The 22,782-nt window shown below is 68.2% G+C and carries 20 protein-coding genes; 15 read left to right on the top strand and 5 right to left on the bottom strand.

Annotation, left to right across the window (positions count from 1 at the left end; genetic code table 11):
* Positions 1-231 precede the first annotated feature (231 nt).
* On the bottom strand, positions 232-423 hold the full coding sequence (locus tag Q0817_RS20120) for a hypothetical protein (RefSeq protein WP_366139894.1): 192 nt from the start codon (positions 421-423) through the stop codon (positions 232-234).
* Between Q0817_RS20120 and Q0817_RS18260 the strand changes: the two genes are divergently transcribed.
* The 13 genes from Q0817_RS18260 to Q0817_RS18200 all read left to right on the top strand — a co-directional run bounded on the left by Q0817_RS18260 (position 346) and on the right by Q0817_RS18200 (position 14,074).
* A complete protein-coding gene (locus Q0817_RS18260; RefSeq protein WP_298591479.1) occupies positions 346-567 on the top strand; it encodes a hypothetical protein in 222 nt (73 codons plus the stop codon). The genes Q0817_RS20120 and Q0817_RS18260 overlap by 78 nt on opposite strands.
* A 163-nt stretch (positions 568-730) precedes the next feature.
* Entirely contained in the window at positions 731-1,855 is a 1,125-nt protein-coding gene (locus tag Q0817_RS18255; RefSeq protein WP_298591478.1) for a transglycosylase SLT domain-containing protein, read from the top strand.
* Positions 1,852-2,490 carry a hypothetical protein gene (locus Q0817_RS18250; RefSeq protein WP_284563965.1) on the top strand — a complete coding sequence of 213 codons (639 nt, stop codon included), beginning with the start codon at positions 1,852-1,854 and terminating at the stop codon, positions 2,488-2,490. The genes Q0817_RS18255 and Q0817_RS18250 overlap by 4 nt, the downstream gene beginning before the upstream one ends.
* Positions 2,487-4,067, top strand: a complete 1,581-nt coding sequence (locus Q0817_RS18245) for a hypothetical protein (RefSeq protein ID WP_298591468.1) — start codon at positions 2,487-2,489, stop codon at positions 4,065-4,067. Before Q0817_RS18250 ends, Q0817_RS18245 begins: the two co-directional genes overlap by 4 nt.
* A complete protein-coding gene (locus tag Q0817_RS18240; protein ID WP_298591466.1) occupies positions 4,067-5,518 on the top strand; it encodes an AAA family ATPase in 1,452 nt (483 codons plus the stop codon). Before Q0817_RS18245 ends, Q0817_RS18240 begins: the two co-directional genes overlap by 1 nt.
* Entirely contained in the window at positions 5,515-6,123 is a 609-nt protein-coding gene (locus Q0817_RS18235; RefSeq protein ID WP_298591464.1) for a DUF6668 family protein, read from the top strand. Before Q0817_RS18240 ends, Q0817_RS18235 begins: the two co-directional genes overlap by 4 nt.
* 17 nt (positions 6,124-6,140) lie before the next feature.
* A complete protein-coding gene (locus Q0817_RS18230) occupies positions 6,141-6,410 on the top strand; it encodes a hypothetical protein (protein ID WP_035930757.1) in 270 nt (89 codons plus the stop codon).
* 49 nt (positions 6,411-6,459) lie between these two features.
* Positions 6,460-7,254: a hypothetical protein gene (locus tag Q0817_RS18225; protein ID WP_298591458.1), complete on the top strand. Its 795-nt coding sequence runs from the start codon at positions 6,460-6,462 to the stop codon at positions 7,252-7,254.
* 47 nt (positions 7,255-7,301) lie between these two features.
* Positions 7,302-8,984 carry a hypothetical protein gene (locus tag Q0817_RS18220; protein WP_298591456.1) on the top strand — a complete coding sequence of 561 codons (1,683 nt, stop codon included), beginning with the start codon at positions 7,302-7,304 and terminating at the stop codon, positions 8,982-8,984.
* Positions 8,981-10,513 carry an SCO6880 family protein gene (locus Q0817_RS18215; RefSeq protein ID WP_298591454.1) on the top strand — a complete coding sequence of 511 codons (1,533 nt, stop codon included), beginning with the start codon at positions 8,981-8,983 and terminating at the stop codon, positions 10,511-10,513. The genes Q0817_RS18220 and Q0817_RS18215 overlap by 4 nt, the downstream gene beginning before the upstream one ends.
* Positions 10,513-12,045, top strand: a complete 1,533-nt coding sequence (locus Q0817_RS18210; RefSeq protein ID WP_298591452.1) for a hypothetical protein — start codon at positions 10,513-10,515, stop codon at positions 12,043-12,045. Before Q0817_RS18215 ends, Q0817_RS18210 begins: the two co-directional genes overlap by 1 nt.
* A complete protein-coding gene (locus Q0817_RS18205; protein WP_298591449.1) occupies positions 12,042-13,718 on the top strand; it encodes a type IV secretory system conjugative DNA transfer family protein in 1,677 nt (558 codons plus the stop codon). Before Q0817_RS18210 ends, Q0817_RS18205 begins: the two co-directional genes overlap by 4 nt.
* The gene (locus Q0817_RS18200) at positions 13,715-14,074 is read left to right on the top strand and encodes a DUF4913 domain-containing protein (protein ID WP_298591447.1); all 360 of its coding nucleotides are present in this window, start codon (positions 13,715-13,717) and stop codon (positions 14,072-14,074) included. The genes Q0817_RS18205 and Q0817_RS18200 overlap by 4 nt, the downstream gene beginning before the upstream one ends.
* Before the next feature lie 93 nt (positions 14,075-14,167).
* On the opposite strand, the gene Q0817_RS18195 is transcribed toward Q0817_RS18200, so the two are convergent.
* From Q0817_RS18195 to mobF, 4 genes are all read right to left on the bottom strand, one after another.
* On the bottom strand, positions 14,168-15,028 hold the full coding sequence (locus tag Q0817_RS18195) for a hypothetical protein (protein ID WP_298591445.1): 861 nt from the start codon (positions 15,026-15,028) through the stop codon (positions 14,168-14,170).
* Positions 15,029-15,197: 169 nt separating this feature from the next.
* Positions 15,198-16,187: a hypothetical protein gene (locus Q0817_RS18190; RefSeq protein ID WP_136341003.1), complete on the bottom strand. Its 990-nt coding sequence runs from the start codon at positions 16,185-16,187 to the stop codon at positions 15,198-15,200.
* Between the two features lie 33 nt (positions 16,188-16,220).
* A complete protein-coding gene (locus Q0817_RS18185) occupies positions 16,221-16,592 on the bottom strand; it encodes an SdpI family protein (RefSeq protein WP_298591442.1) in 372 nt (123 codons plus the stop codon).
* Between the two features lie 198 nt (positions 16,593-16,790).
* The gene (mobF, locus tag Q0817_RS18180; protein WP_298591440.1) at positions 16,791-21,308 is read right to left on the bottom strand and encodes a MobF family relaxase; all 4,518 of its coding nucleotides are present in this window, start codon (positions 21,306-21,308) and stop codon (positions 16,791-16,793) included.
* Positions 21,309-21,835: 527 nt separating this feature from the next.
* On the opposite strand from mobF, the gene Q0817_RS18175 reads away from it, so the two are divergent.
* A complete protein-coding gene (locus tag Q0817_RS18175; RefSeq protein ID WP_298591438.1) occupies positions 21,836-22,267 on the top strand; it encodes a hypothetical protein in 432 nt (143 codons plus the stop codon).
* A 42-nt stretch (positions 22,268-22,309) separates the two neighbouring features.
* Positions 22,310-22,759 (top strand): GDSL-type esterase/lipase family protein, encoded by a 450-nt coding sequence (locus Q0817_RS18170; RefSeq protein WP_298591436.1) that lies wholly within the window; start codon positions 22,310-22,312, stop codon positions 22,757-22,759.
* The last annotated feature ends 23 nt before the right edge of the window (positions 22,760-22,782 follow it).

The raw sequence follows: 22,782 nt of genomic DNA, 5'->3' as shown, positions 1-22,782 counted from the left end.
GACCACCGACCCCCTGACCGCCCTCACAGCCTGACCCCCACACGAAGGATCGCTACACCACTCCAGGGGGCTTGACCTAGCGTGGGGCGATACCGTGCCCCCCTGGGTAATTGGGGCAGCCGCATTTGCATACATATCATCGAGGCTGGGCCGATACAGAGTGGCGGTCCAGCCGAGCGAGGCCGGGAAGGGTCTCGCGGAAGGATGATCAAGATGGCTTGCCGTCAGCAGTTAAGCCGACGCTCCCCCCAGGGCATAGGCACCCAAGGCGCTATACAGCTCTTGCACTCGCGCCTCGTTGAGGCTGTAGAGCATGGGCCGGCCACGGCCAGGAATCACTGCAGCGTGTACCACTCCAAGGTCTTGGAGCTCGCGCAGCTGAGTGCTGAGGGTATCCACGCCCAATCCGGTGCGCTCAACGATTTCTCCACGGCGACCCGGCCCGTTTTTGAGCGCACGGATGATCGACAGTCGAACGGTGTTGCCGAACACTATGGCGGCCTGAGCCACAAGCGGGGACTGGCCTTCGGGGCGCACTACGGCGGGCATGTTGTTCATCTTGTCTGAACTCCGTCTCTAATCCCAAGCGGATTGCCCTCACGTGGGGACATTGCTCTACTGCGTTGAAGAGAACTTATTATGTAAATAATGAACATAGTATGTCTCATACAGACTTTTATGTGTATAATACACATGGTTGGGCTGACCGCTTTGGGAAGGGAGGTGGCTCATGGAAGAGGACGGGTCCAAGGGCTCCTCCGGCCTGATTTTCGCTGCTCTGGCGCTGGTCGGGGTGGTGGCCGTGGGCGTGCCCGTGGTGGGTGTGGCCGGTCTTGCTTTGGTGTCGGACATGCAGGCATCGGCCGGTGAGTGCACACCGTCCACGGTCGTCTCCGGTGAGGGCTCCGAGGATGGCGTGATCAATGTGCCCAACGACTGGGGGCCCCTGGTCGAGGAGGCCGCTAAGACTGCCGGGATACCGGTGAGCGTGGCCGCCGCCCAGTTGAAGCAGGAGTCCAACTGGAACCCCAACGCGGGCAGCTCCGCCGGGGCGCAGGGCATCGCCCAGTTCATGCCCGACACCTGGGCCGCCTACGGTCAGGGCGGGGACGTCACTGACCCCGAGGACGCGATCCCGGCCTATGGGCGGTACATGGCCGCGTTGCGCGATGAAGTCAAAGACGTGGCTGGCGAGGACGCCGACGAGCTCGTGCGCCTGATGTTGGCGGCTTACAACGCCGGGCCTGGTGCGGTGGCTCAGCACCAGGGTGTGCCGCCGTTCGCGGAGACGCAGCGCTATGTGGAAATCATCCTCGACGGTGGCCAGGTCGAGTTCTCCGCCGGCTGCCAGGTCCCTACAGGGGCCAAGGAGTGGGACGGGGACCTGGGCGATGGGGAGTGGACCACGCCGCTGCCCGGGGGGAAGTTCACCTCCGGCTACGGGCGGCGCAACGTTGCCGGCCTACCGGATTGGGCCCAGGACCACGTGGGGGTGGACATTGCCACTCCCGGTGCCGGCTCGGGTGCGGGAGGCCCGGTGATCGCGCCGACCGATCTGCGGATCACTGGGTTCAACAACGAGGACGGGTGCGTGATCGCCAAGGAGAACGGCGATGACCCCGATTTCGGGTTCGCCTTCTGCCACCTGAACTCCTACGCCGTGAAGAAGGGTCAGAAGCTCTCTCGCGGTGACGTGATCGGCACCGAGGGCAACCGGGCCGGCCTAGGGGCCGTGGCTACGCACCTGCACTTGGAGATTTACCAGCCCGGTGCCCCCGACGTCGTTTTCCCCTATGAGGGCTTCAACATCGACCCCGAACCGATCCTGCGCGAGAAAGGAGCGTGGCCGAAATGAGCCACCGCCGCCCCCACCTGATCACCGCCCTGGCCCTGTGCGCCTTGCCCCTGGTCGGGTGCTCTGCTGAGCCGACGCAGGAAACCTCCCAGTCCTCCAGCGCTGCCCCCAGCACCACCAGTGCCGGGCCTGCGACACCGACCAGCACCCCGGTCCCCGAGGTGCCCGGCGACGGGACATTCCCGGCCATTGCGGACGTGGACCGCACCGATGTGGACTCCACCGCGCGCACCACGGCGATTCTGCTGCACTCCTGGGACACCGCCCTGGACCGCACCGAGACGGCCGCGGCGATCCGGGCCAAGCCGCTGATGTCCGATGAGTGGGCGGCGAATCAGATCGAGCCGCAACGCAATTCTTCTCAGGGGGACTGGCTGGAGCCCTCCGAGCACCGGGCTTACAGCCGGGCCCAGGCCGTGCCCTCGATCGGGGACGTCTCTCAGGACGTGGCCGAGGACAAGGCAATCCGGGCGTACACGGTGACCTGGCGGTGGGCCAGCCGCGACGGTGAGCCGGCTGAGGGCACCGGACGCCGGCAGGTGGTGATCTACCTGGAAAAGCACTCCGGGGCTTGGGAGGTCGTCGGTCACCGGTTCTCCGACATGGGCGCCACCGACACTGAGGGGCAGTCGTGAGCCCAATGGTGCACAACTGGCCGGTGATCGCCCTGACGTTCAGTCAGGAGCAGATCGTGGCCGAGGCCAACGGGGAGGTGCTGACCTACCCCGTCCTCGATGCGGCCGCTACCCATGAGGTGGCCGCGGATGCGGCGGCTGAGGTGTGCCGGCGGCTGGGGTTGAAGGCGTGCCGGGTGCAGGGTCACACCGAGGACGGGTCCATGTTTGAGATGGTCGTGGACGCCGAACTGGGCACCTTGGAGGAGTACGAGCCCCCGGCTGGTCCCGGGCCGACTGGTCCCGGGTCTGCTAATCGCAGCGCAGCCCGGCGGGGTGGGAGCACCGCCCGGACACGCACGGCGGGTGCCCGGTCGGGAAACCAGCGCCGTCGCGCCCTGGCGATCTGGGGCAGCGTCGGGGTGCTGGGCCTCACCGCCGGCACCTCGGTGGCGATGAACCTCACCGAGGACGACCGGGAGCCGGTGGCGGTGGTGCACACCCCGCCCCCGGCCCAGTTGCCGGTGCCGGCCCCGGCCGGATGGGACACCTACGGTGCGTGGGCCACACCCATGTCCGGGTCTCAGGTGCAGGCGGTCCTGGACTGGGAGGGCCGTCCGGTCAGTGTGGACGGGGCCAAGCTCATCGGCCACGACCCCGACACCGGGGTGGAGCAGTGGAGCCGTGGCGCGCCGTTCACCGTGACCCAGCTGGGACTGTTCACCGTGGACGGGCAGACCCGCCTGGCCGCCGCCACGGGCAAAGAGCTGGTGCTGTTCACCCCGGACTCCACCGAGCCGATCCGGGTGGAAGTGCCGCAGGAGGCCACCGTGGTCCTGGACGGGGGCACCGTGCCCCGGCTGGATCTGCCCACCAAGAAGTCCCTGCTGGTTGGTGCGGACGGATCTACCGCATCCCGGGTGGTGCCGGCGGCTGCCAAGCCGCTGGAGGCCCAGGGGGAGGACCTGATCGCCGCCGATGCCAAGGCGGGGAAGGTGTGGCGGGTCGGCACCGATTCGGCGGCCCTGCCCAAGCCGGCGACCCTGCCGGCCCCGGCCAAGGGCGCCGAGCTGACCGGCATCCTCGGCAGCGTGGAGGGCCGGGTGGTGGCCGCGTGGAAGGACGGGAAGCAGACGCTCGTCGGGTTCTACGACGTGGACGAGGCCACGGAGGCGACCGCGGTGAAGCAGGTCGCGGTGCGCGAACTCGACGGGAACCAGATCACCACCTCCACCGTGCAAGCCGATCGGGTCCACGGGCTGCTGCTGGCCTCCTCCGTGTTGGTCGATGTGGAAGCCACCACCGCCCACCGCCTCGATGGCCAAGCCACGCTGGCCGCCGGCTACGCCTGGGTCACCGATGACGGCGAGCAGGCCCAGGTCACCCGTGACGGGCAGACGGAGGCGACCACCCGGGCTGATCAGGCGGCGGTGCCCGACGTCATCACGGACAACGGAATGGCGATGACCCGGGTGGAGGGGTCCACCGATGGCTCCCTCTACGCCCTGGTCGAGACCGGCCCCACCCCCACGGCCAGCCCCACTGCGAGCACTTCACCGATTGCGAGCACTACCCCCACTGCTAAGGAGACCCCCTGATGAGAATGACCGTGATGATCGACTCCACCGGTGCCGTGGAGCTGGACACCGCCGGGCAGATCACCCGTGAGAACCACTCCACCGTGGCCGATGCGCGCCGGGCCGTGATGGCCACGGCAAAGAGCCTGGCGGAGCAGACCAGCCAGGACATGCAGCTGCACATCGAGGACCCTGCCGGGTCTCGCACCTTCCTGGTCGGCGCCGATGGCACGTCCCGGCAGGAAAGTGTGGCACCGGCCACCATCGAGTCCCCGGCCCCGGTCGAGCCCGCTCGGTCCGAGTCGGTGCCTGCCGTGGAATCGGTGGTGTCGGCTCCGGTGGAGCCGGTGTCCGCTGCCGAGCTTGAGCCGGTAGAGCCGGCGTCGGGAGAGACCGTCCCGGTGGCTGCGGCGGCGGAGGAGGAGCAGGCCCCCGCTGCACCGGCTACGGCGGCTGCTCCCGCGCCTAACCCGTTCCTCGGTGGCCGCCCGTCCACGGCTCGCGCTGCGGAGCCCGCGGCGGCGGAGCCCGCGGCAGCTGGCAGCCGGCGGGAGTCGTTGCCGTCCTTCGTGGACCGCCCCGAGGTGGACGCCCCTGCCCAGCACGGGTGGCGCGGGGCGCTGAACTCGATGGGTCTGCACCTGGCGCCCTCGGCCGCCGAGCTGAGCCAGCGCCAAGACGAGGCCGCGGTCTCCGCGCACTGGCCGGGCCCGCGCACGATCGCTGTCCTGAACCCCAAGGGCGGGGCCGGCAAGACCCCGACGGTGATCTGCCTGTCCGCGGTATTCGCCCGCCTGTCCGGGGGTGGGGTGCTGGCCTGGGACAACAACAACTCCCTGGGCTCGCTGGGCTGGCGCACCTTCGACGCCGGGCATGAGTCCACCGTGGTCGATCTGCTCGGGCGTACTGAGCACTTCATGACCTCGGACGCCCGGGTGGGGGACCTGTCCGAGTACGTCCACCACCAGCCGGCGGACCGGTATGACGTGTTGCGCTCCGATGACCGCTCCGGGGATCAGGAGCGGCACATGGTCACCGGGGATGAGGTGGACCGGCTGCACGCGGTGGCCGCGAAGTATTACCGGGCGATCGTGATGGACTCGGGCAACACCGAACGCGGGGCGAACTGGCAGGCGATGATCGGCCACGCCGATCAGGTGGTGATCCCGGTGAAGTCCGTCGATGACGCCGCCGAAGGCGCCTCCCGGGTGTTGGCGGCCCTGCACGCCGGCGATGAGCACGCCCAGGAGCTCGCGCGCAACGCGGTGGTGGTGGTGCTGTGCTGCGAGCCTGGCCACCAGAAGACCAAGGCCAAGGAACTGGCTGAGGAGTTCGCCCCCTATGTGCGGGCGGTGGCCACGATCCCGTATGACCGGGCCCTGGTGGAGGGCCGGGTGCGGTTCACCGCGATGACCCCGGCCACCCGCCGGGCCTGGCTCCGAGCCGGGGCCGCGGTGCGGGAGGGCCTGTGATCGTGGACAGCCCTCGCAACCCCTTCGTGGCCGCACCCGAGGTGATCGAGGAGGAGGACCCGATGGAGGAGGACCCTATCCTCGGGTCCCGAGACTCCATCCGCGGCCCGCAGAACCTCCAGCAAGCCCTGGCCGAGGAACCAGTACCCGCCGAGGAACCGGCCACCCCGGTGGAGGTCACCCCGGCCACGCTGTGGCTGGTCGGCGCCTCCGGTGGGGTGGGCACCTCCACCCTGGCCGGGCTGTGCTCGGAGTCCATCGTGGATGCGGCGGTGCAGGAGCCGGAGTGGGCAGGGCGGGCGCTGTTGGTGTGCTCCACCAGCGCGGCCTCCTTGGAGTCGGCCGCCCAGCTCGCCCGGGCCTCCGCCACCGGGCAGCTGCCCTATGAGCTGGTCGGGCTGGTCATTGTCCATGACCGGCCCAAGAACCGGATCACCAAGCCCACTCTGAGCTTCGCTCGGGGTGTGGCGCGCATGTTCCCGGTGGCCATGACCGTCCCCTACGAGCCGACGTGGCGCGAGGTCGGCGTCACCCCCAGCCCTTCCAGCACCCGGCTGAAAACCGTGCTGCGGAAGATCCACAAAATCGCCCAGACCGGGCACTGAGAAAGGAAACCCCCCCAATGCTGACCAACACCCTCAACGCCCTGATGATCCCGGCCATCAACGCCACCCCCACCCAGCCCCCGGGCATGGAGAACGTGACCATGATCCTCGGCTGGATTCTCTGGGCCGCCGGGCTGGTGCTGTTCGTCTACTTCATCTTCGGGCTCGTCACCGCCGGGCGGAACCGCCGCCGCGGTGATGAGGTCGAGGCCCCCGTGTGGCCGCTGGTCGCCGCTGCCCTGCTCGGGGCGGCCGGGGCGATCTGGAACATGATCACCGGCGGCTGAGCCGGCCCCCGTTCCTCACCCGGCACCGCAACGACAGGGAGACCCCCCGATGGACACGAACAACAACGACGCAACCCGGACCCGCCCCCGCTGGTTCGGCCCTGCCCTGATCGCCCTGGTGCTGCTGCTGGTCGGGGTGGCCGGGTGGATCATTCGGGACCTGACGGCCCCCAACGAGGCAGAGGCACCCACCGCGCCCGCTGCTTCGGCTGCCCCCACCCAGGGTGCAGCCGAGGCGGCTATCCCTCAGCTGGGGGAGGACTTCGCCTGGGACTGCCAAGCCCAGCTGAACCAGGACGCGGTATCGGTGGCCGATGAGGCCCCGGAAGTGCAGGACTGGGTGGCCGCCGGCTACAACGTCGTGCCTTCCTCCCCGGAGTTCGGCGGCTGTGAGCGACGGGACTCCGGGCTACGAGTCGGCTACGCCCACTCCGAAGCCGGGGCGCTGATGGCCGCGGCGACCTATGCCATGTCGCTGGACCCCTCGGTGAGCGAGGAGGCCGCCAAGGACGTTGAGGTGGCGATCGCGGAAGGCTCCAACCGGGACCGGCTGGAGGAGAAGGCCCAGCGCATTCGCGACGGCCTGGAGGAGGGCGACGACGGGTTGGCTGCTTCCACGACGACGCTGATCGGCTACTCCCAGGACTTCTACTCCGATGAGGCCGCCTCCTACCAGCTGATCTACAACCTGCCCTCGGGCAACGGGCTCTCGCAGAAGATCGCCGGTCAGATCGACCTGGTGTGGGAGGACGGGGACTGGAAGCTGGACCCGGCCTCGGGCACCTCGATGATGACCGGGGACCGGCACCAGGGCCAGCCCTACGTGGAGTGGGGCCCGAAGTGATCACGGATTGGGTTTCCGACCTTGCCGGCGGTATCGCCGGGGACACGGTGGAGAAGCTGATCCTGTTCATGGCCGGGTGGCTGGTGGAAATCTTCACCACGATGCTCGATTTTGTGGGCACCTGGTGGCTGAACATCGGCGCCCCGGCAATGGGCGCCGGCTCGGCCACGGAGCGGGTGCAGATGGCCACCACGACGTTCGTCGGCGTCGCCGGCATCATCGGCACCGCCTTCGCTGTCATCAAGATCGCTCGGGACCACAGCCGGGAGTCGGCCGAGAACCTGGTGATGGGTCTGATCCGCACCGTGGTGGTCTCCGGGCTGGCGGTCTCGATGGTCGCGCTGTCCTTGGCGGTCACCGATGAGGTGGCCCCGTGGCTGGTAGACGTCATTGCCGGCAACGCGGCCCGGGACGGACTGGGACAGTCGATGGGCCTCGATGCCGTGGGCGGGTCCGCGATGGCACTGACCACGGCGGGAATCCTGATCGTGCTCGCTCCCTTCGCCATCCTCGGGGCGATCCTCAACGCGGCCCTGGTGATCTTCTCCTACGGGGTGGCCGGGGCGCTGTGCGGGCTGCTGCCGATCTTCGCCGCTGCCTCGACCACGGAGCGGGGACGCAAGTCATTCGACAAAGCGGTGGGCTGGCTGATTTCGGTGATCCTTTTCAAGCCGGTCGCGGCCGTGCTCTACGGCTTCGGCCTGGCGCTGATGAACGGGATCAGCGGCACCGGTAATGATGAGGTGGCCAATCAGGTCATCACACTGATCACGGGCACCGTGATCATCTTCACGGCCTGCCTGTCGATGCCCGCCCTAGCCCGCGTCATGGTCCCGGCCGTCAGTGCTGGGCCCCGTGGTATGGGCGCTGGTGGGCTGGCGATGCTCGGTGGTGCGGTGGCTATTGGCGCGGTGACTGCTGGTGTCGGCGCCCTGGCCGCCGGGGCTGCTGCTGCCGGAGCCGGGGCCGCTGGCGCTGGTGCCGCTGGGGCCGGAGCTGCCGGGGCTGGTGCCTCGGGCGCGGGTGCCGCCGGGGCCGGCGCTGGAGCTGCCGGAGGCGCTGCTGGCGCTGGGGCTTCGGGTGCCGGGGCCGGTGCCTCGGGTGCCGGGGCCGGCGCTGGAGCTGCCGGAGGCGCTGCTGGCGCTGGGGCTTCGGGTGCCGGGGCCGGCGCTTCGAGTGCCGGGGCCGGCGCTTCGGGTGCCGGGGCCGGCGCTTCGGGTGCTGGGGGAGGTGCCTCTACCGGCTCCGGCGCTGCCGGGGCGCCGGGATTGGCTGGTGCTGGCGCACCTGGCCGTGGGTCTCCCTCGGCCGGGGGACCGGCCGGTGCCGAGAACGTGGAGAGCACCACGGCCGGTGCAGCTGCCACCTCCGCGCCAGGAACCACGACCGGTGGGGCCTCGGGTGCGGAGAACGTGCAGACCCCCAGCACGGGTGCTGCCCCGAGCAGTGCGGCCAGCACCGGCACGGGTGGGGCTTCGGGGGCGGAGCAGGTGCAGACCTCGAGCTCGTCCCCGGCAGCGGCCGGTGGGGCGTCTGAGGCGTCCGGGCCGGCCGGTGCGGAGCCGGTGGCTGCGACCAATGGCGCGGGGCCGAGTGGGCACCCGGCTGGGGAAGGGTCCTCGGCCACCGGGGCGAAGAAACCGTTGATCAACGGCCAGCGGATCGAGTTCGGGCTGCGGGAAGTCGTCCGGGACGCTGAACAAGCACTAGAAAGTGGTGAGGATCTGTGAGTAGCAACCAGGTGATCGTGCGGCAGTACGGCAACATCGCCGAGGACAAGACGGCCGGGCTGTTGGGGTTCTCGATGGCCTCCACCGTGGTGCTCGGCGTCGGGTCGGTGCTGGTGTTCTTGTTCATCATGGCCTCCCAGATTTGGGTGGCCGCCGGCATCGCGGTGGCGGCGTTCATCGTGGCCACCGTGCTCGGCTCCAAGGACCGCAACGGCCGGTCCAAGCCGGAGCGCTGGATCGCCCGGTCCATGTTCTCCCGGGCGGAGAAGAAGCAGCGCACCACGTACAAGGCGGGGCCGACCTCGCAGCTCCCGGACGGGTCGTTCCGTGCCCCCGGCGTGCTGGCGGCCACGGAGCCGGTGACCTTCACCGACCTGTTCGGGCACCAGGGCGTGATGCTGTGGCACCCGAAGTTGAAGACCGGAACCGTGTTCGTGATCGCCAACTCCTCCGGGTTGGGGCTGCTGGATCAGGACCGGGTGGACCGGATGGTGGGCACCTGGGCCGCGTTCCAACGTGATGCCGGGTCCAACACTGAGCTGGTGCAGGTCTCCGTCACCACCCAGTCCACCACTGATCCGGGGGAGCGGCTGCCCGATGCGGTGGCGGTGGGACGGGCTCAGGCGGGGTCCCAGTCGGTGCCGGCTTTCGCCCGGGCGACGATGGACGAGGTGGTGGCCAACCTCAACCAGGACGTGCCCAAGCTGGAGCAGTGGATCGCCCTGACGTTCAGCGCCCGAGCTAACGCGGGTGAGGGCGTGCCCGAGCGCACCGCCGAGGAGCTGGCCACGGACGTGTCCTCGCTGCTGAGCGGGTTCTTGGAGCAGCTGGAGCAGGCCGGGGCCGGGTCGGTCTCCCTGATGCAGGAGCACGACCTCATCGACCAGACCTATGTGGCCTATAACCCGTTGGCGGCCGCCGCCGTCGAGAAGGCCCGGCTGTCGGAGGCCGGCACCGGGCTGCGGTGGGAGGAAGTCGGCCCCGCCGCCGCCCGGGTGATCGGTTCCCCGGGCCGGTACGAGCACGGCGGGGTGGTGTCGAAGTCCTGGCAGATGTGGCGTCCGCCGGCCGGCACGTTCCGGGAGAACGCCCTGGTGGCCCTGCTGGCGCCCAACGCGGAGATGCTCCAGAAGCGGGTCACGGTGTTCTACCGGCCGCAGTCCCCGGACAAGTCCGCCACCCAGGTGCAGCAGTCGTTGACCAATGCTCAGTTCGCGGCGAACCAGAAGAACCGCCGCCCCACCAGCTCCCAGATCATCGCCCTGGAAAAGGCGCGGAAGGCCGAACGTGAGCAGGCCGAAGGGGCCTCGCTGGTGCGGTTCTCCATCGTGGTCACGGCCACCGTCGAGCGGGTCGAGCAGCTGCCCCGGGTGGCGGCCACGCTGCGGCGCAATGCCTCCCAGGGGGTGCAGCTGGGGCTGCGGGAGTGCGATTACAACGACGACGCGGCCTTCGCGTTCAACCTCGGCCTGGGTGTGGTCCCGGATGCTGTGGCCACCATTCCGGCCGATGTGCGAAAGGCGCTGTGATGTCTGTCTTTGACCAGATCACCGATTCGATCCTCAACAAGGTCTTCGGCCGCTCCGCCGCCGCCGGCGCCGGGGCGTTCCGGGAGCTCACGGAGAAGGGCGTAGACGTCGCCCACGGCGGGATGAACTCCTGGGTGGAGGCGCCCCCGGAGTTCACCGCGACCTCCAACCAGACCGCCGGGCTGTGGCCCTTCGCCGTGGGCACCTCCTCACCCCTGGTCGGGGCGGTGCTGGGACGCAACCAGCTCAACGGCTCCGTGGTCTGCGGGGACCCGATCAACCTGTTCCTGCGTGGCATCATCTCCTCCCCGTCCTGCTTCATCCTTGGCTTGCAGGCCCGAGGGAAGTCCTCGGTGGCGGTGCGCATGGCCCTGGCCCTGGTGGACCAGGGGTTCTTGTTCGTCGGGGCCAGTGACGTCAAGCCCGACCTGGCCGGGCTCACCGTCGAGGTCGGCGGGCAGGTGATCCGGGTCGCCCCCGGGGTGGGGTCGATCAACCCCCTGGACGCCGGGCCGCTGTGGCGCCGGCTGGGGGAGCTGCCGGAGGCGTTGCAGCGGCAGATGCGCGCGGAGATTCACAGCCGCCGCCTCAACGCCCTGACCGGGTTGCTGGAGCTGGTGTTCAAGGCACCCTTGGATGCCCGCCAGCAGGAGCCCACGGTGCTCTCGATGGCGATCACCGAGGCCGCCGAGCACGCCGAGGCCCAGGGCCGGCAGCCGATCATTCAAGATGTGGTGGACGTGATCACCGCTGCACGGCCGGCGATCATGGCCGCGATCCTGGTCGATGACGAGACCTCCTATCGGGGGCAGGTGCGCAACCTGCTGGCCGGCCTCAACGCCCTGGGCGCGCATGGCCCGTTCGGGGACGTGTTCTGCCGGCCGACCTCCGAGGAGATGCAGATCGACCAGTCGGTGGACTTCGATCTCTCCGCCATCGACGAGACGCTGCTGGACCTGCGGGCCGCCGTGCAGATCGTGTGCTGGTCCTATGCCCAGGCCGGGATTTCGGCGGCTAAGACGTTGGCCGAGGCGGGGCTGATGGAGGAGCGCCATCACCTGATGATCATGGACGAGCTGTGGCAGGCCCTGCGCGCCTCGGAGCTGCTGGTCCACCAGATCGACGGCATCACCCGGCTCAACCGCACCAAGGGCCTCGGGCAGCTGCTGATCACCCACTCCATGAAAGACCTCCAGCTGAGCACCGAGGAGCTGACGAAGATCGCCACCGGGTTCATGGAACGCTCCTCCATGAAAGTCCTCGGGGGACTGGCGCAGAACGAAATGGGGATGCTGGAGACGGTCTTCCCGCTCTCCGAGCAGGAGAAGGCGCTGCTGGTGGCCTGGTCGGCCGAGGGCTCGGTGAACCCCAAGACCGGGCGCACCTCGCCCCCGCCGGGGCGGGGCCGGTTCATGCTCAAGACCGGGGAAGCTCCGGGGGTGCCGTTCCAGACGAACCTCACCGCCGGAGAGTTGCGGGTCCACGACACCAATGCCGCCTGGGCGGCCGCACAGGCGAGGGTGAACGCATGAACCACGACCAGAACAAGAGCTTCATCGGCATCCTGATCCTGTTCACCGCCGTCATGGGCGCGGTGGGCCTGACCCATCTGGGGAACGTACTGACCCCGGTGACCGGGGACCTGCCCTGGAACCCGTTCACCTTGGGCATCCAGCTGGCCACCGGGGCGGTGGACTGGCCGACGGCCGCCACCTTCCTCGTGGGCCTGGAGGTGGTGGCCGGTGTGGCCGCGCTGATGATCTGGGGCACCCGCACCCCGTCCAAGACCCAGGAAGCCGCCCGGCGGATGAGCCCTCCGGGGCGGATCAACCCGGCGATGGCTGCTGCTCGCACCACGGAGGCCCACCGGCTGCACCCCGAGGCCGAGAACATCGGCCCCGGCCTGACCATCGGGCTGGTGGGCAAGAACCCGATCTATCAGGGCTGGCGGGAGTGCTCGGCGCATGTGTGGGGCACCGGGCGGGGCAAGACCACCTCTCAGGTCATCCGGCACGCCGTCGAGGCGCCGGGGGCGTTCGTGATGACGTCGAACAAGGTGGACGGGGTGGCCGAGGTACTAGCCGCCCGAACCACGACGGGCAGCACCGTGTGGCTGTTCGACCCCCAGCGCATCTGGCGCAACAGCACCCGCCCCGCGATGGTCTTCAACCTCCTGGCCACCGTCACCGACACGGTGTCCGCCGGGGAAGTCGCCTCGATCTTTGAAACGGCTTCCGCCTCCGGTGCTGCCGGAGGGAAGGGCGATCCGCAGTTCGACTCCCAAGGCCGCGACTACCTCTCCTGGTGCCTCTTGGCGGCGGCCAAAAGCGGAAAGACGCTGGCGGACGTGCTGACCTGGGTCTCCTCGGCCGAGTTCCTGGAACCGGCTCGGGCCCTGAAACAGGCCGGCCACGCCGGCCCCGCGGCGGCTTTGCAGGGCATGGGGGCTCAACCCGATGACACCCGCGGGTCGGTGGCCGCCAGTGCCCAGCGCATGTCCTCCGCCCTGGTCCACGACGAGCTGCTGGCCTGGACCACCCCCACCCCGGGGGTGCCGGTGTTCGACCCGCAGCGGTTCGTCACCAGCAAGGACACTTTGATTCTGCTGACCCAGGACGCTGCCGGGTCCGGGGCCGCGTTCGTCTCGACCCTGGTCTACGCGGTGGTCACCGCCGCCCAGCAGGCGGCACGACGGAACGGGGGCCGGCTGGAGGTGCCGCTGGTAGCTGACCTCGATGAGGTCGGCAACGTGGTGAAGCTCAAGCAGCTGCCCGAGTGGTATTCGTTCTTCGGGTCGATGGGCATCGTGGTTTCGGCCTACTTCCAAACCCGCGGCCAGGGCGTGGACATGCTGCAACGCACCGGATGGGACACCCTCTGGTCGGCGGCCGCGGTGAAGGTCTACGGCGGTGGCTCCGATGACGCGGAGTTCCTGGAGTCTCTGCGGAAGCTCATCGGCACCTACGACGCGAAGGTGCGCAGCACCTCCACCTCCCGGGGCGTGGCGTCGCGGTCGGTGCAGACTCAGCAGCGCGACATCATGCCGGTCTCCAAGCTCTCCGAGCTGCCGGCCGGGCACGCCTGGGTGAAGACCTCCACCGGCGGTGGCACGATCGTGCGCACCGTGCGGTGGTTCGAAGACAAGGACCTGACAGCCCGGATCACCCCGGTGCTGGAGCGGATCACGGAAGGACAGCGGCGATGACCGATCAGGTAGCCCAAACCGACGAAAACACGCTCAGCATGGAGGACTTCATCGAGTGGGTCGAGGACACGATGGCCGATGTGGAGTCCGTCGACCGCTCCGCCAACATGCACTGGTGCTCGCAATGGTGGGCCCACCCCGAGGCCATCAAACGACTCAAGGCTCTCTACGAGGAATGGCTCGCCCGCCAAGCCGGGGGCGGCATGTCCTCCTGGTGGGTCGATCACTTCGACCGCCACGCCGCCGTCCTGTTCGCCAAGAACGGCCCCTTCGGGGAATGCGGGGTCTCCCACGTCGAAAAGGGGATGCGGCGCATGTTGGAATGCGAGCAACCTCCTAATGACTGGAGCTGGTGAGCACATAGACCAGGGGTAGAAGCACAGCCTTGTCCCAGTAGGCGCCCTGCCCTTGTCTGGATAGAAAAAGCGTCGAGGCCATGAGGCAGTGATCTACCTGTCCTCGCGGTCGCTGAAGTGCTCGTCCCAGGTGGTGAAGAGTCTTTCGGAGCGCCATCCACATGCTGCGCATACGGTCGATTCGTAATAGCCGTCTTCCTCCACCTCGGGCTGGAGGTCCGTTGTGACCCGGTAGGAGGCGCAGCGAGGACAGCGTTCGGGTTCTCCTGCCTCCCTACGATGGATAATCTGGCCGAAGGTTCCGATGAGGTGGGAGGTCGCCTCCAACACGAAGTCAGCGTCCGCGGAAGTGGCGTTGGCGTAGTGCTGAAGCCACACCGTCAGGTCCCATGTCTTCTCCACCAGAGCCTTGAGGTAGTTCCTCAGCTTCCCGTCCGTAAGTCGTTCCGCGTAGATGTTGCCCCAGCCTCTGAAGTCGGCGCCCTTAGGCGGCTCAGCCACCTCGCCGACCCATGGTGCGTCCTGGTGCGACCTGGCCAGAGAGATCAATGCGTCCCGGCATTTGATCCCAACGGACTGAAAATCCTCCGACTCCGAAGCCTCGTCCATCGTCTGCAAGGCGTCGCGGAATCTGCGCCAGGCGGCCGGCACGTACTCCTCATGTTCCTCATCCATCCTCCCCCGTTCACGTTCCACCAGGACCGCGCCTAGACCGATGTGGAAGATCAGGGCCTGCTCAGCATCTGGAAACTGCTCCTGGGAGTACAGGTTGGTCGGATCGGTGATGACCCACCATCTGCTCTCCTGGCAGTGCACGTCGAAGACCTCATGGACTCGGCCGAGAATCCTCCGAGACCGAACACGCTGCACGAGCTTCGTTTGATCCTCTGGCGGGGACTGACCGTTCACGTAGCTCCGGATTGCGCGTTCCTCGTGCTCTGCCAGATCACTCACGATGCCTCCAAGGGTCAAAATGAACAGCTCAACTCTAGGGATACGAGCGGACGTCAATTCCGAAAGCCTGTGAAGGCTCCTGCAATGCGCCATGAGCGTCGAGGCGATTAAGAGAAGCCGAGCGCATCTCAACCGGCACCCCAAAATCGCGCTGAGCGACGTGCGCTACTTACCGTTCCGCCCCCACATCCTCCTGATCCAGCTCTTGGATCCACGGAGAGTGGTCCTCGGCCGACGAAATCTTGTACGGATCCGTTCGAGAGTCCAGCGGGTCGGCGGGCAGCCCCTTAGCCATGCGGACCAGCTCTCTGAGGTCCTGCTTGGAGTCTCCCTGCAGAGGCACTAACGGCTCGCCGTCCTTAGGAACGTTGAGCTTGACCTGCACCTGCTTATACCTCTTGTTGTACTCCGACACGTCCAGCTCGGTCCGCTCGATGAGAAGATCCAGCTCCTCAGTAGGGTCGGGGATGCCGATGTACATGGTGATGCTGCGCTTGCGAGGACGAAACTGCACGTAGTTGCGAGCCACTCCGGAACGGGCAAGCCCGATGTACTTCTGAGTGAAGTTAAGCTGCATCTGCTCCCCGACCGAGTTGACGATGAGCAACAGGTTCTCCACGACCTTGACTGCCTGCTCACTGGCCTTGTCCACCCAGTACGCGCGGTCAGCTCCTGGAGCGACCTCCTCCTCATCCTCTGTTGCGGGCAGAGCAAGGTCGAGCACCTTGGTGGCGAACAGCGTCATCTTGCCCTCGACCTCTAGTGCGGTGATCTGGATGGCGATCAGCGGGATGGCCTTGTTGAACAGCCCAATGACGTTGTGGAACCGGGATGTGACCTCCTCCGCCACGATGACGGCGATGTGCTCGTACTGCGGTCTCAACCGACGCTCCACGTCCCAGTACTCCAGGGTGCGGATGATGTGGGATTCGTCGGTGGCGCCGAGTTGGATCTCCACCTCATAGCGGACGTCGCCCTCGGGGTCGGCGAGCAGCATGTCCAGCCTTCCGCCACTGATCTGCTTACGCTCCAGATCCTTGACCACAAGGTCACCCAGCCCGAGTAGTGCGGGGTCATCCGAGATGAGGGCCTGCAACCACGCCTCGTCGTGCGAGGTGCTGTGCTTAAGGCTGATTTTGTTGTTCTTCACGTACTCCAATGAGGTCACTCCTAGTCGTCGCGGATGAGGCACTCAACGGTGCCCTGAAGCGGCCTCCACCAGCGCAGCAGCCTGAACCCCTCGGGCACCCGCTTGAAAGATCGTGACCAGCATCATGATGACCAGCCCCAAGGGGAGGAACCCTGCGCGGACGCTGTCGGTGAACAGCAGATTCCCGCAGATGAGCAAAGCGCCGGCCACCCCTGCGAACACGGACCACCCGAGCCTGCGCAGTGCCACCGCGTGCCCTGCCCTCCACGCCATTCCCGAGGACAGGCTGGCGGTGGTGCGCAGCCCAATCCATCTGTTCCGCGGCAACCGGCCGGAGGCCGCCGCGGACACCACCAGATACACCGTCACCGGCACCAAGCTCATCATCACGGCCTGTACGACTGCGGCGGTCATCTGCTCATCTCATCTTTAGGCGCCAACACTGGCGGGGGAACCAGGAGTCGCCGTCGGCCATGTCCTCAGTATGGGTCTTGGACCGCTACGAGCCTGGGAGGTTCCAGAAGACACTCCAGTGCCCCGATGGCGTACCCCGTGAGTTGAGACGTAGCGAGAGTCGAACGCGTCGCAGTCGGCGTCCAGACCGACGGTGAGCTAAAGGCTGCGCCCGCCGTCGCGGCGGATGCTGTCGGCAGCGCGGCGGGTTGCTGCGGCGCTGTCCTCCTGACGGTGGGACTTCTGCTCGATGCGCTGGGCGGCCTTGTACCGCTTGATGGCGTCTGCCTGTTTCCGTTCCACTCCAGAGGTGAACTGGCGGCGGGTGGCGTCGTTCTGGGCGTTCTCGGACACGGGGCTCTCCTTTTTCTGCGGCTCCGGCGTGGGGGTCGCCGGCTCGTGGGGGGCAGCTGCATCGGCGGTCGGGGTGGCCTGCTGGGTTTGGGCCCGGTGCTGGGCCACAACGTGGGCGATCAGCTCCTCCCTGGTCAGCACCCGCCGGGGCTCCTCGGCTACCGAAGTCGTAGCGGCCGCGGTGACGGCGGCCTCCCTCGCCTGCGGAGCCGGCAACGGATCGGCGGCCTCGGCGCGGGTGGCGCGCAGCGCCTCCACGGCCTCCTGAGCCGGTGCCGGGGTGCTGCGCACCCGCTCGGCCACATGCGCCTCATCGACGGCCTGACGGACCTGCTCCGGGGTCTGCGGGGCGGCGGTGGTGAGCGCGGAGTGCTTGTGCAGCGCGGTGGCCCGAGCCACCAGCGCGGCCGCTGCCGGGTCGTCCCGGTGGGCCGGGAGGATCAGCGCGGTCTCGTGGGCGGGGACGTTGTAGCGGTTGCGGTACGCCTCGACCTCAGCGGCCACCTGGTACCACTCGGCCGCCTTGGCAGGTTTGGCCGGCACCGGGCCCAGGGCCGCAGTCCACTCCGGGGCTGCCTCGGCCAGCTCGGCCCCGCGCACCATGACGCGCTCCTCCAGGCGGGTGCGCAGCCGCTCCAGCTGCTCCCGGTACTGGGCCGGCACCTGCGGGTCGGTGATCAGTGAGGTGGGGGCCAGGTGCTCGCTGACCCGCCGCCCGTCCTGCACGGGGACCGGTGCGGGGGTTTTGGCGGCCACCGCGCGCACCTGCTGCTCGGCGGTGATCGCCTCCCCGATCGACACGTCCGTGTCGGTGCGGGGGCGCTCTCCGCGGGCGATCTGCTCCACCGCCGCCTGCTCCGGGGACAGCCCCGCCCGGCGCTCCTGCTCAGCGCCCATCGTGCGGGTCATCCAGTCCAGGTGCAGTGAGGTGGTGGACTCCCACATTTCCGGGGGCAGGGCCAGGTTCTCAGCCTCCGCGCCGGCCTTCGCCGCAGCCAACTGGGCCGAGGGCATCCAGGCGTAAGGGTGTGCCGCCCACTGTGGGTCCTCGACCGTGGGTTGTGCCTGGGCGGCCGTGGTGCGCTCGGCCAGCCGCTCCAGGTGTTCGTCGGTGACGTTGCCCAGGGGCCGGCGGTCGGTGTTGTCCAGGATGCGCTGGGCGGCGTCGATCTGTTGCTCCAGCCGCCAGGCGAGCACGGCGGCCGGGTCTTCGGCCCCGCCAAAGCCGCGCTGGTGCACTGCCCGGTTCAGGAGTTCGGCCGGGTCCATGTCGGCCTCTTGGGCCGTGTGCAGGTGGGTGGCCACCGCCCCCCACGCCTCGGTTCCGGTGAAGTCCGCGGCCTTGTTCGCGCCCATGACCTCCGTTGCCATCGCGCGGGTCTTGGCCATCCAGGCAGCGTCGGCGGTCTCGCGGTAGACCTCGCTCAGGGTGGCGACGTCGCCGTTGCGCATGGCCTCGGCCGCCACGGTTTCGTGGGCGGAGAGGTTCCGGTCGTAGGCTCCGGCGATGGCCTCCAGCACCTCATCCCGGGACTGTCCCTCGGCCAGGGCGACATAGAGCTGATTGGTTTCGCGTCCGCGGGTGGCGGCCACGTAGGCAGCGGCCCGGTCGGTGGCGGAGTCCACGATCGCGTGAGCGGTGTCCACGGTCGCGCCCTGGGCCCGATGCACGGTCGCCGCATAGCCCAGCTGGCCGTGCTGGGCCAGGTAGTCGGCGTCCAGGGTGATCTTGCCGCCGTGGCCGGTGTGGCGCAGCGTCGCCTTCTCTGCCCCGACCTTCTCCACGGTCCACACATCGTTGTTCTTCACGAAGTCGCGGCCGCCGTTGAGCTGCAGCCTCCGGTCGTTGCGGCGGGTCACCACCACGTCCCCGGCGTGGGCGGTCAGCCCGTCGCGCAGCACCACCGATTCGCCGCTGGCATCGAGTTGCCCTGTGGCGATCCGGGCGGCTTGGGCCCGGGCGTTCAGGTCGGTCACGGTGGTGTTGTCGGTGGCGATCAGCAGGGATCGCTTGCCCGCCTGGGTGTCGGTGATCCACGCGCGCAGCGCCGTGTCGGTCATGGCCTCGGTGTCTCCGGCGACCACCCGGCGGTTCTCCAGATACCAAGCCCACGGGACGTCGGCCCCGGCCGCCGGCGGCTCGCGCAGCGCCAGCGACGCGGCCGCCTCACCCTCGGTGCGGAAGCGGTGCACGGCCTCCAGGCGGGTCGCTCCCACCTCGTGGTCCAGCAGGCGCAGCGCCCCACCGGAGCCGATCGCCCCGAGCTGGCGGTCATCCCCGATGGCGCGCACCACCGCCCCGTGGCGGGCCGCCACGTTCACGAGCTCGGCCAGCTTGGGGGTGGTGACCATGCCCACCTCATCGAGGATCACCACATCCCCCGCACTCAGCTGCGCCGCCCCGGTGCGCCCGGTGCGGTGGGCGATCAGAAAGGCGTCGATCGTGGTCGCCTGCGCCCCAATGTCCTCTGACATGACAGCAGCCGCGGCCGCCGTGGGCGCCAGCCCCACGACGTTGCCGCCGGTCGCGCGCACGGCATCGGCGGCCAGGGACAGGCTGGTGGTCTTACCGGCACCGGCCGGTCCGATCCCCAGACTGAGCAGCTTCTCGTCCGTGGCGAAGGCCCGAGCCAGTGCCACCTGACCCTCACTGAGCGGACCGGTGTGGGCGGCCAGCACCTCCTCGAACCGCTCCGCCGACACGGCCGGGATGACGGTGCGCTGGGCTGCGGCGAGCACCTGGTGCTCGGTCTCCAACACCTCCCGAGAGGTGAACACCTGAGCATCGGAACGGATGAACTGGCTCGTACCATCAGCACGGGTGAACTCCGCCAAGCGCGGCACATCAGCGTGAGGGGTGACCGACAGGCTGTGCGTGGTGGTGGCCTCTTTGACGACTGCGGCCACCAGCTTATCGGGCACGGGGTACCCGATCATGGTCTCTTTCAGGTGCCGGCGGGTCTGAGCCTGGACGTGGTTCACACTCCACGTGGCCCGCTTCTGGGACAGCTCGTGGACCACCAAACGGGCGTGCTCAGAGACGTCGATCTGGGCGGCGTCGGCGCCCAACGGCGCGTTGCCAGCGGCCGCCCGCACGTGGGCCAACAGATTGTCTCCGACCGGCATCTGCACCTGCTGCCTGTACTCCTGTCCCCACTGCTCGACCAGCTCGGACAGGCGCCGGGCGGACTTCTTGGTGGGCCGGGATTCCAGAGTGGCTTGCTGGGCCAGGGCGATCTTCTGCTTGGCATTGGGGGCGTAGCCGTGGCGGTCGGTGAACTCCGCGTGCAACCGCTCCACGGTCCCGGCAATGTCCGCCCGGCGGGAGGAAGCGTGGTGAATGGCGTCCAGGTCCACCCCGGCAATCTCAAAGATAGGCTCGTCCCCACCGGCCATCCGCGGCACCGCTGCGACCCCCAGGGAAGCGGTGACCTTTTCCATCACCTTCGCGTTGTAGGTCTCTGAGGCGGACACGCCCATGCGGTACAAGGTGCGTCCGTCCAAAGCCGACCACTGGCCGTCAGCGCCCAAGACCTTGTTGGAAATGACCACGTGATCGTGCAGCTGGGGGTCCCCGGTCCGGGAGTCGTAGTGGCGGAACTGGGTGGCCACCAAACCGCCCTCCACGTCAATCTGGCGGACACCGTTGTACCCGCGACGGGTGAAAGTGGCCTCCTGCTCCAGGAAGCTCAGGGTCTCCGCGATGGCCTCGTTATGCGCCGCTTCCACGGCTTTGCGGGCCTCGTCCCCGCCCAGGGCCCAGAGCAGGGAGACCGACTTGGCCGGGGAGAACACCAGGTCATAACCGGCCACCGTCTGCTGCTTCGCAGTGGTCTGAGCGGTGATGAACCTCCCCAGTTCTTCCTTATTCCGCACATCGCGCCCGTGCGTCTCACGGAACAGCTGACCCGCGACGCGACCGCGGATCGCCTGTCGTTCCTCCCGACTCGGGGCGGCACCAATGGTGCGTTCGTGCCGGGCAGTCTCCTCGTCCAGGCGGCGGGTCAGCTCCGTGTTGGCCGTGGCATAACGGCGATACGGCCGCCCCAAAGCCACATCTTTCGTGCTGCCACCATCGGCCAGAATGCGGTCCGCGTCCGGGTGGATACCCTCCCCGAACAGGGCGGCCATCTGCGCCTCGGTGACCTCCCCGGACACCCCCAGCAGCTCCTTGGAATGGGCGACCCACTGCCCCGGGGGCATGCCCTCGACGGTGTAGTAGTCGCCCAGCTCGCGCCCCTCGGCGCGCAGCTCATCAGCGGAAGCGACCTCGGACGTGTAGTAGGCATACCCGTCCCCAGCGCTGAGCTTATGGACGGTCATCACAGAAGCAATCATGCGCGTTTTCATCCTCGGTTATCAACAATGCAAGAGGTGTGACGTTCTGATAGGGCGTGGAGGGCCGATGCGAGCTTGCGAGTCATTGGACTGGAGCGACCCAGAAAGTCCGTCACGGATGTGACGCGGTTGTGCCCACGAGACGGTGGGTGTGGGCAGGAGATGCCAAGGGCAGGACGAGGAACGAGGACGAACCGCAGCGCATCAGCTGTCCACACCCACCGTCGACTGGGTGCAAGCGAAACCAGGTTGTCCACATGCGCTTTTCGTGTGGGCAACCTGCACGAGCTGGGGTGGGGGCTGTGGGTCCGGTGGAGAGACCGGAGGATGAATCTCGGAGGCGGTCCACAGCCCCCACCAAAGCTCACAACACTGCCGCCGGCGCGGCGTCGTTTTTTGCACCGCCGGCTGGGCCGGCGGACGGGTCGGCGTGGAGAAGTTGGTCTATGACCGTTAGGCCGTGATTGGTGTTCAATGGGAGGGAATGGTGTTGCTGATGTGAAGGAGTGATGATGGCACCGCGTAAGAGCGCGACGAAGACCGAGGCGCGGGAGCGGGCCCGCCGGGCGGCTGCGGAGTCGATGGCCCGGGAGCAGCGGTTGCTGGAGCTGGGTGAGGAGTTCTTCGTCGCCCAGGGTGAGGCCGAGCAGATCATGGAAACGGCTGAACAGCGCATCGCGGAGATCCGCGCCAAGGCGGAACAGGAGGCGGCGCAGGCCAAGGAAGCACAGTCGCGTGTGGTGGCCGGCATGAAGGGTGAGCGGGTCGCCGTGCCGGAGATTGCCCAGCGTTTGGAGCTGTCGGCGGCCGAGGTGCGCGGCCTGCTCAAAGACTCCGCGGCCGGTGCAGCTGGCGGCGACGCTGGTGCCACCGGCGAAAACGGCAAGGCGGACATTGGGCAGGAAACCGTTGAGGCACCCGAGCAGGAAACGGTAGACGCCTAGCGTGGCGGAGATGTTGACAAGTGGCGGTCCAGGATCGTGCCGATGACCCCTCAATCTCAGTGGACGGATTCCCCTGACCGCGACATTCGTGTTTGTTTTGTGGGAGATTCCTTCGTGGCCGGCATCGGGGACTCCACCGGGCTCGGCTGGGTCGGTCGCGTCACTGCCGCAGGGCTTGCCCGCGGTTTACGCCTCACGACGTACAACCTCGGTGTGCGCCGGGAGACCTCAGTACAAATTGGTCAACGGCTGGTGGCAGAAACCACGCCACGCCTGGCAGCCGCTGAAGATCCGCGGATCGTGATCTCCTGTGGCGTCAACGACACCATGCACGAGCAGGAAATACCCCGAGTGCCGCTAAGTGAAACCGTCCGGGCGCTAAGGAACATGCACGAGGTAATCAGCCCCACAAGACTCCTGCTGATCGGCCCGCCAGCTGGTCAAGCCCCCTGGAGTGGTGTAGCGATCCTTCGTGTGGGGGTCAGGCTGTGAGGGCGGTCAGGGGGTCGGTGGTC

This window comes from uncultured Kocuria sp. (genome assembly GCF_947500125.1).
Classification (GTDB): domain Bacteria; phylum Actinomycetota; class Actinomycetes; order Actinomycetales; family Micrococcaceae; genus Kocuria.
Note: the sequence above shows the minus strand (reverse complement) of the source record. Positions and strands in the feature narration are given on the sequence as shown.